The following is a 15,034-nucleotide window of genomic DNA, read 5'->3' on the forward strand; positions in this document are numbered from 1 at the left end:
GCAACATCGGTGGTGGTTCCCGTGATCACACCGCTTTCTACGATATCTACGGTAATTGCACTATCAACGCGATCTAAACCACCTTGATCTGGGGTACCCGGATTATTGTCATGATCTGTCTTTTCAAGACTATCCTCTGCTTTTACCGTATTGCCATTACGATCAATAACTTCAGATTTTACTTTAAGCTCACCATCTGCAAAGTCCGGTGGCACGTCTGTTGTATAATTCCCATCTTTATCTACCTTAACAGTTTCTTCATGAGTAATTAACTTGCCATCTTTGTCTTGACCCGTAATAGTAATCTTGACCTCAGTCCCTTCAGGTACATTCTCTGTTTGACCTGTGATCGTACCGTTTGTTTCTACTCCAATTTTGTTTGTACCGTTAGGAATGTTCTCTTTTTTATCATCATCATTTGTAGCAGCAATTACACCACCTATAACTCCAGCACCAACTAGCCATGGCAAGAGTCCTATGAGCTTACTACCAGCTTCTGGTAATAAAACTTCTAAACCGGGAATATGATTAAAACCCGAAGCCCCATCAAACCAATAGAGAACACATCCATCTTCTTCAAAAACCAAGTCAGAAGAAACGTCGTCATATGTTATAAAAAAACCTTCTATAACAATAGTTTCTCCATTTTTAAGCTTAAGTACTAAATTATTTCCATCGCGTACAAACTCAGCTACATCATCACGGCTCATTTTAGTATGAACAATAGATGCTTCATTTAAGCTAATATGTGCTGTATCAATCGTTGCTTTATTTAAAGAATCTTTTTCTATTACAATAAACTTAGTCATGCTTCACCTAAAATTATATTTACTTATATTCTAATGATTCAATTACTTAGTAATGCCTGTGATTTCCACACTCACACGACGGTCTGGCTGTAAACAAGTTTTTAGCTCTTCACGTTGTTTTACATCAAAACAACCATTCGTGACGGGTTGGTGTTTACCAGCGCTCTCTGCCGAAATAATATTTCCAGCTACACCGTTTTGAACTAACAAATTCCGTACGGTATTTGCCCGATTTTGACCTAATTGCAAGTTATAACTATCACTACCCAAACGGTCTGTATGACCTGTCAACTTAATTTGACTCACAGAAACAAAATTATTTGAAATTTGAGAAGCTACGTTTAAAACTTCTTGGCGACCTTTCGGAAGTAAGTCATTTAAAGAAGAACCGTTAAATTTAAATAAAGTGTCAGCAGCTAAATCTAGAGTTAATGTTTTTTCAGTGATGCTTTTAGCTGCTTTTGCTGGTGTTTTACAAACCAGAGGAGTTCCATTATTTGAAATAAATGGTTTTCCAACATTGTCTACCGACAACACAAATTCATTACTATTCAACTGACCAACAGCCAAATCGACATCACAACTTTGACATGATGCTTCTGTGCAATTCTTAACCTTAAAATTATAAGATTCTGATTTTAATTGGTAATTAGCTGAATTATTTATATAAAAATTTCCAGCTTTGACGCTATCTATATAAAACTCAATTGGGCAGTTTTGAGACTTCTCCGTATCGTCAGCACATAACACCCCGTCTCTTTTTACAATTACCGTTTGATTATTTTCTGCTTTTTTATCTTGAAAACGTAAATCTGATGGATGTGTATAGTGATTTGATACACAAGCCGTTAACCCCAGCGATATCGAAGTTATCCATAATGAAAATTTGTACATTAACAACCCTCCACAACACCTAAACAATGAACATAAGAATTCTTAAATTATGTGAAACAATTCACACTATTGTCGGTTTTAACATATTTTAATTAAAAAATGTGCAAATTGCACATTTTTTTTATCATATATTAGCTGCTTGATATTGTTGTTTTAGAAATTCTTCATAATTGGAATCAAACGTTACGCTATTAAAGTTTTCGACTCTTAGAGGAATCAGTTATTAATTCGGATTTTTCTGGTTTTTGATCTTTATCCGTTTCTGTTCCCGTTCCCGTACCAGTTCCCCCTAATCCAGCACCACCACTTGTGAGTTTAAATGATTGTTTTTTTTTCAAAAAGACTAGGAATTTATAGATTTTTAAACTCAACATTTTTCCCCCACCCAGGGCACTTAAAGCAGTTGAACCACTTTTAATGCTATAGCTCTAATTATAAAATGTGCATTTTACACATTTTATAATAAACAACAAACAAGCTTCTTCCGATTGTTAAATAAGTAAATGCTATAGAAAGTAAAATTATCGATTTGAGGGTTTATGTGCCGTAGCTTAGAAACTTTTCCATTTCAAATTTTTAAGGTAATAAAATGCAGTATTTTATTTTTATACAGATAAGAAACTTATGAATAAATTGGAATAAAAAGTCAGATATGTATATCAAGTCCAAGAAGTTCCTGAATCAAAAACAATACAGATCCTCAATAAACAATTGATATTAAAATATAAATTTAGAAGGAATAGCCTTTATAGCTTAAATAATTTATGTGCGTTGCTTTAAAGCTCATTTATCGAAGAATCTTTTTCATCATATTGGTAAATACCAACCCGAAATCGATGATTTGCATTTAATCTTCCTTCATCTATTTTGCAACGCTGAATAGCTTCCGCTAGGATAGATTTAGAAAATTTTTCCCATAATTCCGCAGTCTTTTCTTTGAGGTAATCAATAGATTCCTCAGATAATTCATTTGCAAAAAGAGCTTGCTCTAAAAAGAGATTGTTATGCTGTGTTAAGTTATTCACCCCCGCTGCAATATGATCTGCCACATTTTCAGCAAAAATTTGTTTGGTAGCATTCGCTTCTGGTAGAGGAGTAAAACTTTCTTGATGTAAAATCACATTTCCATTCGCCTCGCTCACTAAGCCAAGCCTTTTCAATTCTGACAAAATTGAACGTGGATGTTTCTCAGTAGATATTTGTCTAACTAAATACTCGAAACTATTTTCAGCACCCACAATACTCAATACTTTAGGTAACTTTTTATATACCCACAAGCCAATTACCCGAGCAGGAACACTTATAGGCAACGTATCCGTAAAGCTTTGAATAACCTTATGATGCCCACCATTTTCTATACGAAAACTGCTTACATCACGTCTATTCAGCCCAGCTAACAAACTAATAGACGAGTCCGTTTTTTTTTGATCTAAAAAATCAAGTTCTTTTATTGATTCATTATAGAAAAGTACCCGTAAAGAAGCAGAAAATTCTGCATGACCCACACCTGATTTCACCAACCAATGAACAAGCTCAGACATAACTTTAAGAGAATACTCTAAAGTTGACTCTGTGTTCTGTGGCAAATAACCTGCTAATTTAGTTTCGTCTAAATTATGGTCTTCAAAGGCATTTTTTGTCATATACCACTATTTATTTACAAACAATTAAACATAAAAATCAAAATGATGATAACAAAACCGTCCCTGAGTAGAAAATAATTTTAATATTTTCATTATTAAACATTGACTTATTTCACATTTCTATGTAAATGAGACGTATTTATAATATAATTTTATTCCAAGAAGTTTAAGAACCTATGTTTTTTCATCGCATGTCTTTTATGGTGACTTTTCACTGACTCAAACTATACACGCCCCCATTCATAGCAACAAGCTATAAGCTCATTCATATACAGGCATAAAAAAGGCTTAAACCCATACAGTTTAAGCCTTTCTACTTTATATCACTTTAAAATCTTGTTCAAATCCTATGTTCGGATTTGAAATGGTGTACTGATCTTAATATGTACAATCTCAACATAAAGTCAATATATTATAAGATCTCTTTCATAAATCAAAAAACGATCCTTTTTTTGATTGATATTTATACCGTATATTTCAGAGCTATCGTGCATAATCTTCAGATAAAATATATCGATTCAAAGAAGCTTTTCGAAACTGTGTGATTCATAGAGATCGTTTCCAATCTAGCGATCTCTAAAAATCCATCTTATAATTGGCATGTTGAATTCGTTCATTTGATGGGTCTTATTACTTTTGGACTTCATCTGAGAAAGGAGTTTCTTCACTTAATTCCAAAGTACCTTTCCATCGGTGTTTTACCTTTCAAAGCTGAATGCGGCCTCATCCAGTTATAGTAATGCTGCCATTCTGCTAGTTTGTCTTGGATATCTTCAGAATTTATATCTATGGTTGCGTAGAACTCAGATTTATCGGTCTTTTGTGAATGCTTCACCTTCCCATTTAAATGAGGAGAGTTTGGTTTATTTGACCTAAATTTGATTCCATGTTGCATCAATTTTTTTGTACTTTTTCAGCAAAAAATTCCCGCCCACGGTCGGTCTGTATTCGTGGTATAAGGAAAGGCATTTCTTCAATTACACAGTCTAAAAAGTCGAGAGTATTCGCTGCTGTTCGACGTTTATATATCCTTAAAACACGATATTGTGTGCAGTTATCAATCGATGTGTACTGATAGACGGACCCAATTTACAGGTATCCATTTGAATTTTATCACCTAGTAGAGGGCGTCCATAACGAATGAAATCAACTTTACGACGGAGTTTTTTTTAATCGATTTGAATTGATGGGTGGATAACACTTTATGAATAGTCGCTAAGGACAGCGAAACTCCATGCAGTCTCATCAATTCTATTTGCAAACGTCGAGCCCCCCAGATTTCAAGCCGAGTACATTTCCAATATTAATACTTCTAGCTCAGCATTGACTTTAGTATTTTGAGATTTTAACGAACGTTTTTTCTGACTACTTAATCCATCAATACCTTGCTCAGAATATCGTTTCCACCACTTGCGTAACGTTAGTCTAGAAATACCACATCTCCGACAGACTAGACCAGCATCATTGGTTTCTTCAAATAACTCACCCCATAAGAGTCGTTGTTGTATTTCTTTGTTCAAAGACACCAATTATGTTGAAAGGATGTCTATGAATCACACAAATGATCTCTAAGAGTTTTATGTCTTCTGAAATTTAACTAAAGTTCATCACCTAAGCCAAACCCACCAAAAATAGGACTTTCATCAGACCCACTTTGTGATGAGTCATCAGTATTAGAGTTTTGCGATCCAGTATTAACACTTGCTGTTCCTGAATCTTTATCAGGTGGAGCCCCATCCATTGACGATGGATATGGATCTACAACCAACTGTGTACTTAACGTTTCACACTGATTTCGTTGTACTGAATCTGAATAAAAAGCGGTTGAATATTCTGCATGATAACTTGCCGTCCATGTCTGTAAAATATTCGGTAAATTAAAAGCATAATAATATGTTCTTTCCTCATTAGGCTGATATACATTTACCGTTTCATCATTGAGACAATAATCGCTTTGTGTGGTTTTTACTGTTTTACTACCACTTAGCTGAAAAGCAGCCTTACAACTATCGATATATTCATAGACTCGTGTTGGTAATGTATTTTTTATAGTCACTCGTAATTTAAATTTGATTGGCGGTAAGGTTTTGCTATTCACCCCAAACAAATCTTGCCTATCACCAGCAAAAACAGGGGTTTCGTTATAGTGTTCTATAAACTGTATCGTTCTTTCAACCCCATAACAGTTTTGCACCACAGGATCTGGATAAGCAACAGCATATTCTGCATCATCTTCCATTCTATCTGGTTCAACATCTGGTCGAGGATTTGGAGTGGGGTTTGGAGTTCCGATCGGAATTCCACTACCAGTCCCAGTTCCCCCCAGACTCACTCCAACACTAACATTTCCATTTTCATCTACGCATCCTGATAAAGCTAAAGTACCCATGAGGATAAGGTGGAATCTTAATTGTGATTGCAACATAAAATTAACTCATATTTACTTTAGATTAATCAAAATCCATACAGAACCATAAAATACTTTTTTAGTCTTAACAAACCCGTAAATCGTAAAAAGGAGCTTTCATTTTCAATAATTAGTAATGATTAGAAAAAGCCCTTTTACCGTTTATAAAAGATTATCTCAACTATTTTTTCACTTAGCTATAAGTAACCCCAATAGCAGATAATAAATTAACTTGAAAAACAGGAGAACTAGAGCCATCAGTTGAGTTACCACACCAAACTTACAACTCTAGTCCTGATGTTCAATAGTACTTAATTATTCTGTGTAATTGATGATTTCTTTCTTAAATTTGAAGCAACCTACTGGAAATTCCTCAAGCAAAGTAATCACTATTTAAGAATCCAAACGGCATAACTGAGTATCTCAGAAATCACCTTTATCGCCATTTGGTATAAAAATTCTCACTTCAACAATACTTCAAGTGAGCCTCTTGCCTCAATTTTTTATGTTCTGCAAAATTTCAGGTGATTGAATCAGATTAATACACTTATTTTCTAATGAAAGATACACTTCATCCAGAGATACTCGAACATTCAAAATATGTTTATGCGACCACCTATCTTTTTGGTTATTAAACCAATCTTCACCTACTTCACGAAATAATGGTTTAAGCTCATCTAATTGTTCAGCTTTAGAATATTTATATTTAAGTTCATAAGCTATTTCTCTAGCTTTTTTCAAACTAAGTACTGGGTATGGTCCTAATGACTCAGATTGACGCTGCCCATGAACGATATAGCGGACATTCCAATACTTCTGACCTTTAGTTGTAATAATCAGCAATAAACCATGTGAATCTGATAGACGATATTGCGTGTCTTTCGGTTGAGCTTTTCTACATTCTGCATCTGTGAGTGACATATCTTTAACCAGAATTTGTTGTGTTAATTTCTGGGTAAATTTTGCCAATTTTTACCCACACAAAGCAAAAAAAGGATCAAATCGCATATGAGAATATCGGACAATACAGTCAATAAAAAAGCCCCTAAACATTGAGTTTAAAGGCTTTTTTACATTCAGTTGGATTTCTCTGAATTAAATTTTGGTGGGGTGGCGTCAATTGAACTCATAACCCAAGCAACTGTTTTTATTTAATTTATAAGAAAAAAATAATTTCATTGACCCAATTTTGACCCAACTTCGATTTAATGCATTGGATCACTTTAATATCTTATTCAAATCCTGGATTTGGATTTGAAATGGCGTACGGTCATTATAGCTCAATTTTTAATTTGTATTTTTGCTTAGGACTCTTAGGCTTATCAGGAAGGGTGCGTTCAACCATACCTGCTTCTAATGCTGGAGTTAAATAATTTTTTGGGAAAGTTGCTCGGTGGGACAAGTCTAAAAGAGCCATCAGCTCAGTTAGGCTATATTCCTGCTGCTCCATATTCTGGATGACACGTTTAACTTGATCGCTAGCTTGGGCGGTATCTTGATCGCTGGCATCGGAATTGAGTATTGCATCTAGAATCATCTGCAAAATAAACTCAATAATCCGACCAACTACAAAGGGACGATCATTTTCAAATTAACTACTATTAAAAATCAGTCATTTCTCATATTTAATATTGTAAAAACTACAGTATAAAGAGCTAAAAAAATACACCATAAAATCAATTAGATATTGTGATCATACTTAACTGTATTGATAATGAGTTGGTTTAAAGGATCGCTATCGATCATGAGTGCACATAAGAACAGGAATACATAAGCAAAAAAGCCAATTCTCAGAACATATGTAATATTCTTCACAAAGAACATTATAGTACCAAGAATAACGATTACGATACCAAAGAACCAAAGGAGTACGCTTTCGTCTTCGTTTGAGCCTTCCATTTCCCTCAAATAGACAAATTCCCCTCCGCCATAAGGCACGTAAGTGACAACACCTTTTGTAAGAGATTCAAAACAAATAGCCAAGATACCTGAAAGAATCAGAATAAGCGCCAAGTAATGTTTTAATGTTAAATTTTTCATAGTCCTGAATAACCCTCACCGGGTGTCCAATATTTATGTAATGTGCGTAGAGTCGCATTACAAGCTGGGCAACTGTCTGGCTTAGAGTAAATAATTCCTCGTAAAACTTGCCTGATTGATTCCTGCCAATTACTTGAGCGATTATAGACTTTTTTAGGATTTTCAAAATTTGTCTTATCTTCTGCTGGGTCCAAAAAAGAATCCAAGCCACTCTCCCCTGCATTGTGCAAAATGATTGCTTCTCTCGGAGTGAGCTGACGCCCTAACTTTAATTGCTTTAATTGAATATTTTTGGCAACCATATCAGTTGCAACTTATCGTTCAGCTTACTATGAAGCTTTGAATCTGTGGATGGCTTATGGAAAGACTGAGCCTTTCATTCAGCTAGTTTCCGATGCAGTGCTAGAAGGGTTTAAACCTTATAAATGATCATAGACTTTTAAAAACATTTATTCGATCAATCACCTTAGCTAGTTCGCAACTTCATACAAGCGATCAAATTAATATATAAACTGTTCTCAAGAAATTCTTTGTTTAAAATATTACTCATAATAGGTATCTATTCGACATACTTATAGATCATTTTCTTGAATTTTACATAAGTGTGAATTCAAATCATGATGATAGTAAATACCATCTCCACGGACTCAAAACTTCATCAATTCTTATAAATAATGTGCATCCAACGGTCTCTCTCGGTATGATCTATCTGTATTAAAAGGACTAAGACCATAGATCACAAGGCTCAGTCCTTAAAACACTCTTAATCAATCATCCAATTTTTTTGGGAGCAGATCATGAAGTAGCGAATACAATTCGTGTGATTGATCCTAAATTATTTAAGGTAATATTTTGCTTTAACTCTTAGTCTCGACTGGCTTTGTTAAACAAACCTATCTCTAAAGGCTTATTCCACAATATAATTTTCAAATGAATAAGCCTACATCTGAAATTTGCCGTACTCTAAATTGGTCTTCATCACCTGTGTTCTCATTAATCGTGAAAATATTGCCATTTGGTTTGATCCCAAAACTCAACGATAAGATTCATGCCCTTGTGACAGTATTTATTAAATTTACGGATTTAGGCAGACCTCATATTAGAGTTATAACTTCAACTTAAGTAAATAGGGGAAATCTTAATTTTTAAATATTTGTGCAAAACAACATTATATAAAACCAGCCCCCTACTTTAATTGAAATAAAATTATTTTAATTAGAAATATTACAAACATAACGTTTATGTCTTGAATGAATAAAACCTATATTCCAATATCCAACCAATTGATTTAAGGACTGCCCTTCACCAATACTACCATATGAATCCAAATTTACAGGTGGTACAAGTTCTAATTGATTCATCTCCTTATCACAATAAATATATGATTCTTTGTATTTTTCTTTATAAAACCAACCTTTTTCACTAAGACTACCATTAATATTATTTAAAAAATCAATATCACTATCACCTCCCTTAATTTGAAAAATTAATCGATCTGCATTATATGAAGAAAATGAATGCTTATCTATGATGCGATCACCAAAAATAAAAATAGCATCCTGTTCAAATCTTTTTATTATTATCTTATCATTTCTAATTTTTTTAACTTCATTCTTATTCCCCAAATCACAAGCCACACATCCGAAAATAATTAAACTATAAACTATAAATTTTAAAATGGAACTTCTCACTATAATAGCCATTACAATTACTCTACTCTATTTAGTTTTATTACCAGGTTTAACAGCATCTAAAATTGTATCAACACTAACCGTGCCACTTACACCAATATTAAAGCCTGGCGTGCCAACACCTAATTCAGAAGCCCAAGCTCCTCTAACAGGACTATTTTTATTTACTAATGGAGCGACTAAATTAGCTACAGCCCCATAAGCTCCGCCACCAACAGAAACTGAAGCCCCACTTACAAATTCATTTGTAATTTCACCCATAGTCATCTTTGATTTCGTATAACTTGGAATATTATGAATATTACCGCCTACACAACTAGCTCCCGCCAAATCTTTAGCACTAAACTGCTTATTTTGAGCAACAGATTTAGCTACAGGAATTAAAAGTGAATCCTTAGAACCACTAATATAATATTCTCCAGTCCATTGATTTTTTACAAACCCAACTCCTACTCCTAATCCTCCTCCACTACATGCTATATAATCAAAAAGTGGTGCTGTTTTTAACTTGCATAATTCTCCTGTTTCAGCATAACAATCAAAATTTTTTCTTCCTTGATACGCCAAACCTGATTGAGCGCTTGCAGGAATACCAAACATCTCACCAAAATTCATTCCATTTAAGCCGTTTGGATCAATCCATTGATTCGGATTATTTACATAAGCAGATGTATTTATTCCGCCCTCTAATCCTATCGGATCCTTACTTACATACCTTGCACTATACGGCTCATAATAACGATAACGGTTATAATGCAGTCCTGTTTCATGATCATAATACTGGCCTTGGAATCTGAGATTACTCTGTTCAAATGGATTGTCCTTATCTAGCATTTGAATCTCGAGTGCAGTACCCCACGTATCCTGCGTAATTTCCCAGACACATTCACCTGCTGCATTACTCAATGTTTGTGGTGTTCCCACCTGATCACAATGATAAAAAGAGGTTTGGTCTAAAGACACACGGTTTTTACGTGTATCTGTGTTCCAGACTGGATCTTTATAAATAGAATAAGGCTTGTTGAGGTATTCGCTATAATCAGGTGTTTCTATCAGCTGAATAAAACCTTGATACCCCGCCTGCATTAACGGTACAAAGCTATCAGGCTCATAGACATAATGTTTGGTATAGCTCTTCTGGGGATTGCCCGTATTTTGACTTGATTCCCAAATCATCAAATCACCATCCCAACCAAATAAGGTGAAGTCTTGGCTTGATGATTTCTTATATAAACGACGTCCAAAGACATCATAACCATACTGAGTCACTTGCCCATTCAAGTTACTTTGGATCAAACGGTTATGATTGTCCCACGTCAGTTTTAAATTTTTACCATTTTGCGTGGTTTCAATCACATTGCCTTGTACATCATATTGATAATACTTACCTTGATACTGTTTGATTAAATTATTTTTGGCATGTATGGTCTGATTCATTGGATCAACCAGATTCCCTGCTGGATCAAACTTAAAACTTTCGTTTTTATGCTGACTCTGCGTTGAAATCAAACGTCCAATCGGATCATATTGATAATTAACCTGTCCTAAACGACTGTCTTCAACTTGGGTGAGCAAATAGTTTTTATCATATTGATAATGTCTATGCGCTTGATACCGGAGCCGATCTGAGGTTTCTTGCTCAGGTCCAATCTGTTGAGAAATCAGTAACCCGACATCATTATAATGCTTAGTTTGTACCAAACCATTTGCCAAGAAGCGTACCGTTTCACGATGCAAATCATCACGTTGGAAAGAAACAACATCCTGCTGGTTAAACGCAATTCCGTAGATATGTCCTGAACCATAGCTTAGATTCGTCTGTTCCTGCCCATCGGGACGAACAGTTTTGACCAGATTACCTAATTCATCATATTCATAACGCAGTACAGCAGTTAGATTCAACATCTTATAATGCTGATGTTCACGCACCAATTGTCCAAGCTGATTACGATATAATTGAACCTGACTTTCTGCATTACTGGCTGAGCTTAATTGTTGATTTAAGTTATATTCAAAGTGTTCTGTCTGGCTTTGATGAGTATGTAGATGCGTATATGTTTTAGAAGCAATCTGCCCATCGTCATAATAGCTAAATTCAGTCAGAATATTGGGTTGGCGAATCTGGAACAATAGACCATTTTCACTATAGCGATAGTGCTTTTCTTCACCATCAAATGCTTGTTCTCGAACTAACTGACCAAATTTGTTATAACTAAACTGGTATTCAACCTGATTCTGATTGATGAGCTTTTGAAGACGGCCTTGTTTATCCCATTGATAACCCACACGGTGCTGATTGGCATCAATCCGCTGTTCTAGTAAGCCGACAGTATTGTATTGATATTGAGTGGTTAAGCCGTTGGTGTCCGTGTGTTTAAGCAGACGTCCTTCTTGATCATGCTCAAATAGCTCTTTTAATCCATCAGGATAAACAATAGCTTGAAGCTGACCTTTGTCTTTGCCTCGTGTGCTATAAAGATATTGAACTTTCTGCTCATTCGCCGCTTGCTGGGCACTCAGATCACCCTCTTCATCATATTCCCATGTACTGCTTTTACCTGAGCAATCGGTATAAGACAGCATTTGTCCTTGATCATTGTACTGGATTTTTTTGATGCCTCCTTTGGCATCAATTACTTCTACAACTTGATTACTGGTGTTGTATTTATATTGGGTAACATGACCTAAAGGATTAATCTCTTTGCTGATGTTGCCCTGTGTATCATATTCACGTTTCCAGATATTGCCTTCTGGATCTTTAGTCTCAGTTAAATTGCCTTGTTCATCATAAGCAAAGCGAATCACACCACCATTTGGTTGTACAATTTTCGCCAGTTGGCCCTGATCATTATATTCTTGTTGAGTTTCCCGACCTTCAAAATCAATTTGTCGGGTAATGCGTTTTTCACCATCACGAGAATACCAAGACTCTCGCCCATCACCTAAACGGGTACGATAGGTAAAACCATCCAGATCAAAATAATAATAGGTCGGATTATCATAAGCATCGTAAACCGCAACTTGACGTAAACGTGGATGCCATTTCAGTTTAGTATGGAAACTGCCGTCATCCGCCCACTCTTCAATGGCTTTGGCATTTGGCAACGTCGATTCATAACGAATATTTTGTCCACGGCCTGTACGATCGGTATAGCGCGTTAGCTGATGCGCCTGATTATATTCGTATTGACGTGCGTGCCCATTTTGATCGAAAGCTGTAATCAGATTACCTTGTGCATCATAGTGATAGCGTGCCCAAGGCTCAATTTGATCATCCACAAATACAGCAATAATCTTAACTTGCTCATTAAAAGCAAATTTTAGTTGATGCTGAACCTGTTCAAACTGGAAATCAATGACTTGAAGATAAGCAACACCATCTGCCAAAAGGTAACTTAGGCTAATTTTTTCATTGGTGTTTTCATTGAATTGTTGGATTAAATGATAGGGCTGACCAAGACTAAATTGATGAAAATGGAAATTCCAGTCACCACCAAAATTTAATAGCAAATCGCCATTTTCAATTGGATGAACCGTCATTCCTTCATAAGGAACGGTGTAAGCCTGTTGCAAAATCGTGGATGGTAAGGCATGTTTACGCCCTTTCGCATCAATAAAAATATAACCTTGTGGCTTTGGCAGGATCACATTGGAAAAAGGCATCATCCAACGAGCACCCATCATACATCGATCAAACTCATCCATTTGCGAGTTATATTGGCGGCTAAATACAAAACCAACTTTCGGTAAATAAAAATCGGCATGCTGAACCCGCTCTGCACCAATTGAATAACTAATACTCTGACCCGTCTCTGAACCTCTACCTTCACAAGGTGGTGCATTCAACGCATCCGCCTGTAAGCTCACAAACTCTAAGGTATCCCCTTTGGTATGGCGCTCATATTCTCCAGTCTGATTGATGGGCACGCTAGCATTGCCTTTATTTTCGCTGGCCTGAATCGCAGTTAAAGTTTGTTGTAATAACCAGGCCAAGCTGTATTTTTGCCCTGCATTGGCTTGCTGCTGTAAAGTCTGGCTTAATGTGGCAATTGCTTGTGTTGCTTTTTGCTGTAAGCGTGTTTGAATATTTGGTTGTAGTTTAGGGGTTAAATCTGCCTGACTCGGTTTACCGATTAAATCAATGAGTGGCACAACCCAATTGCTAAGTTTGAGTTTGGGGTCTCTTTTCTCTGCTGTCGCACCTGCTGACGTTGCAGCCATATTCGCACTTATTGCTGTAGCAGGCACAGACAAGCTCGTAAGAATACTGCTTCCTAAGATTGTTGCTTGCGAAAGTAAGGTCGCTAATTTGGCTTGCGTTTCTTGTAAAAACTTTTCTAAATCACCTGCGATCATCGCATTCAGATGCAGGCCTAAGCGTTTAATATCCGCTTCTGTAATCTTGCCATTTTCTGGATATAAGCATTGCGACATTAAACCAAACATCGGACGTAATGCCATACGTGCATGTGCTTCATTGCTTGGTTCAGCAAATAAACCAATTAAATTTGCAGCGAGCAATGCACCTTGTTGTACCGCAGCATCCTCTGTCTTGCTGTCGGTCGCGTATAAAATTAAATCCAGCACACTACCTGTTAAAGCAAAAATATTGGCTACCGTTGCAGTATTCGCACTACCTTGTAATTGTTCTAAACTGGTATTCCCACATACCTGTAAATAAAGCTGGATTTGCTTGGCAATCATTTGCAGGTCAGTTACCGTGTGTACGCTGTCCAAATTAAAAACAGCAAGTTCAACCTTTGACGCTTTTTGATCTGTTGCCTGTTGTGTTTTTTCCGTAGCCATCAATCTCAAACCCTTAATTTATTTCAATACATCTATTTTTTAAATTGCTGCGCGTGAATTAAAATCTGTTCTAACCATTGTTCTGACTATGAAAACGATCAACGATACCTTGTTGAAGAATCGAATCTATTTGGGTGGCCTCCGCCAATTTTGTAGCCGCCTGATCTTTTACAAAACCCACACCTTGTGCTTTGATCATGTCAATCGACTGGCTCGGATTCATGGCGAGTTGTGCCAAGCTTTTCATTTGATCTGGAGAAATATTAAGGTTCAGTTGCTTTGAAACGGCACTTAAAGCGGTATTGCTGACTTGATCCTTGATTTGTCCAACTGTCTGCTCAGCTAAATCATTAAAGGTATTTTTTCCTATGTTTTTAAGACTATTTTTATCCATCAAAAGTAAACTGTTGGTCAGTTTTTGCTTCATGTTCTGTCCTAATGCACTACTTAACGACGCTGCAACTTTTTCTACAGGTTCTGCCCAAGTATAATCACGTTTAAAATCACTACTTGGTGCCCATGCACTAGTCTCATCTTTCTCAAAAATAACTTTAGCTGCACCTGGGGCAATTCCTGTTACTTTAGCAAAACCTTTTGCATCGAGCTTACCTGTAAGCTGCTTACCAAGTGAATCAATGACCTTATAGCTATTCTGTTTAAAGAAATTGTCACCACCATAAGTTCTCAATAACTCTAAAGCACCTTTAAGCGATTTCGACTTTGGCAACTGTGGTGCATTGCTAT

Annotated in this window: 9 protein-coding genes and 7 pseudogenes; 3 read left to right on the forward strand and 13 right to left on the reverse strand. The window is 36.0% G+C overall.

Features of this window, described 5'->3' with window-relative positions; all coding sequences use genetic code 11:
* From F4W09_RS16845 to F4W09_RS16870, 6 genes and pseudogenes are all read right to left on the reverse strand, one after another.
* A partial coding sequence (locus F4W09_RS16845) for a BapA/Bap/LapF family prefix-like domain-containing protein (RefSeq protein WP_151505438.1) occupies nt 1-809 on the reverse strand: 809 nt, incomplete at its 3' end.
* Nucleotides 810-851: 42 nt separating this feature from the next.
* Nucleotides 852-1,703 carry an OmpA family protein gene (locus F4W09_RS16850; RefSeq protein WP_151505439.1) on the reverse strand — a complete coding sequence of 284 codons (852 nt, stop codon included), beginning with the start codon at nt 1,701-1,703 and terminating at the stop codon, nt 852-854.
* 191 nt (nt 1,704-1,894) lie between these two features.
* Nucleotides 1,895-2,077: a hypothetical protein gene (locus F4W09_RS16855; RefSeq protein ID WP_044738208.1), complete on the reverse strand. Its 183-nt coding sequence runs from the start codon at nt 2,075-2,077 to the stop codon at nt 1,895-1,897.
* Nucleotides 2,078-2,479: 402 nt separating this feature from the next.
* Nucleotides 2,480-3,346 carry a DUF6502 family protein gene (locus F4W09_RS16860; protein ID WP_044738209.1) on the reverse strand — a complete coding sequence of 289 codons (867 nt, stop codon included), beginning with the start codon at nt 3,344-3,346 and terminating at the stop codon, nt 2,480-2,482.
* 576 nt (nt 3,347-3,922) lie between these two features.
* A pseudogene (locus tag F4W09_RS16865) lies at nt 3,923-4,866 on the reverse strand (integrase core domain-containing protein).
* Nucleotides 4,867-4,943: 77 nt separating this feature from the next.
* The gene (locus tag F4W09_RS16870) at nt 4,944-5,771 is read right to left on the reverse strand and encodes a hypothetical protein (RefSeq protein WP_044738210.1); all 828 of its coding nucleotides are present in this window, start codon (nt 5,769-5,771) and stop codon (nt 4,944-4,946) included.
* A gap of 309 nt (nt 5,772-6,080) precedes the next feature.
* On the opposite strand from F4W09_RS16870, the pseudogene F4W09_RS16875 reads away from it, so the two are divergent.
* Nucleotides 6,081-6,227: pseudogene (locus F4W09_RS16875) on the forward strand (IS982 family transposase); the annotation flags it as partial.
* Here F4W09_RS16875 and F4W09_RS16880 read toward each other — a convergent pair.
* From F4W09_RS16880 to F4W09_RS16895, 4 genes and pseudogenes are all read right to left on the reverse strand, one after another.
* Nucleotides 6,227-6,674 (reverse strand): annotated as a pseudogene (locus F4W09_RS16880) (integrase arm-type DNA-binding domain-containing protein); the annotation flags it as partial. The pseudogenes F4W09_RS16875 and F4W09_RS16880 sit on opposite strands and share 1 nt — an antisense overlap.
* A gap of 352 nt (nt 6,675-7,026) precedes the next feature.
* A pseudogene (locus F4W09_RS16885) lies at nt 7,027-7,308 on the reverse strand (Fic family protein); the annotation flags it as partial.
* A gap of 125 nt (nt 7,309-7,433) precedes the next feature.
* A complete protein-coding gene (locus F4W09_RS16890) occupies nt 7,434-7,793 on the reverse strand; it encodes a hypothetical protein (protein WP_244948592.1) in 360 nt (119 codons plus the stop codon).
* Complete coding sequence (locus tag F4W09_RS16895; RefSeq protein WP_151505441.1) at nt 7,790-8,095, reverse strand: hypothetical protein; 306 nt, start codon at nt 8,093-8,095, stop codon at nt 7,790-7,792. Before F4W09_RS16895 ends, F4W09_RS16890 begins: the two co-directional genes overlap by 4 nt.
* A 16-nt stretch (nt 8,096-8,111) precedes the next feature.
* On the opposite strand from F4W09_RS16895, the pseudogene F4W09_RS16900 reads away from it, so the two are divergent.
* Nucleotides 8,112-8,222 (forward strand): annotated as a pseudogene (locus F4W09_RS16900) (LysR family transcriptional regulator); the annotation flags it as partial.
* 501 nt (nt 8,223-8,723) lie between these two features.
* Nucleotides 8,724-8,830 (forward strand): annotated as a pseudogene (locus F4W09_RS17490) (IS5/IS1182 family transposase); the annotation flags it as partial.
* Nucleotides 8,831-9,004: 174 nt separating this feature from the next.
* Here the strand turns inward: F4W09_RS17490 and F4W09_RS16910 are convergent.
* The 3 genes and pseudogenes from F4W09_RS16910 to F4W09_RS16920 all read right to left on the reverse strand — a co-directional run.
* Nucleotides 9,005-9,496 carry a hypothetical protein gene (locus F4W09_RS16910; RefSeq protein ID WP_151505443.1) on the reverse strand — a complete coding sequence of 164 codons (492 nt, stop codon included), beginning with the start codon at nt 9,494-9,496 and terminating at the stop codon, nt 9,005-9,007.
* Between the two features lie 15 nt (nt 9,497-9,511).
* The gene (locus F4W09_RS16915) at nt 9,512-14,290 is read right to left on the reverse strand and encodes an RHS repeat-associated core domain-containing protein (protein ID WP_151505444.1); all 4,779 of its coding nucleotides are present in this window, start codon (nt 14,288-14,290) and stop codon (nt 9,512-9,514) included.
* Between the two features lie 70 nt (nt 14,291-14,360).
* Nucleotides 14,361-15,034, reverse strand: a pseudogene (locus F4W09_RS16920) (type VI secretion system Vgr family protein); the annotation flags it as partial.

This window comes from Acinetobacter tandoii, assembly GCF_008867985.1.
GTDB classification, from domain to species: domain Bacteria; phylum Pseudomonadota; class Gammaproteobacteria; order Pseudomonadales; family Moraxellaceae; genus Acinetobacter; species Acinetobacter tandoii.

Excerpts from the sequence above, each read along its gene's own strand:
- F4W09_RS16850 (WP_151505439.1), bottom strand. The coding sequence starts at position 1,703 with ATGTACAAATTTTCATTATGGATAACTTCGATATCGCTGGGGTTAACG.
- F4W09_RS16855 (WP_044738208.1), bottom strand. The coding sequence starts at position 2,077 with ATGTTGAGTTTAAAAATCTATAAATTCCTAGTCTTTTTGAAAAAAAAA.
- F4W09_RS16860 (WP_044738209.1), bottom strand. The coding sequence starts at position 3,346 with ATGACAAAAAATGCCTTTGAAGACCATAATTTAGACGAAACTAAATTA.
- F4W09_RS16870 (WP_044738210.1), bottom strand. The coding sequence starts at position 5,771 with ATGTTGCAATCACAATTAAGATTCCACCTTATCCTCATGGGTACTTTA.
- F4W09_RS16890 (WP_244948592.1), bottom strand. The coding sequence starts at position 7,793 with ATGAAAAATTTAACATTAAAACATTACTTGGCGCTTATTCTGATTCTT.
- F4W09_RS16895 (WP_151505441.1), bottom strand. The coding sequence starts at position 8,095 with ATGGTTGCCAAAAATATTCAATTAAAGCAATTAAAGTTAGGGCGTCAG.
- F4W09_RS16910 (WP_151505443.1), bottom strand. The coding sequence starts at position 9,496 with ATGGCTATTATAGTGAGAAGTTCCATTTTAAAATTTATAGTTTATAGT.
- F4W09_RS16915 (WP_151505444.1), bottom strand. The coding sequence starts at position 14,290 with ATGGCTACGGAAAAAACACAACAGGCAACAGATCAAAAAGCGTCAAAG.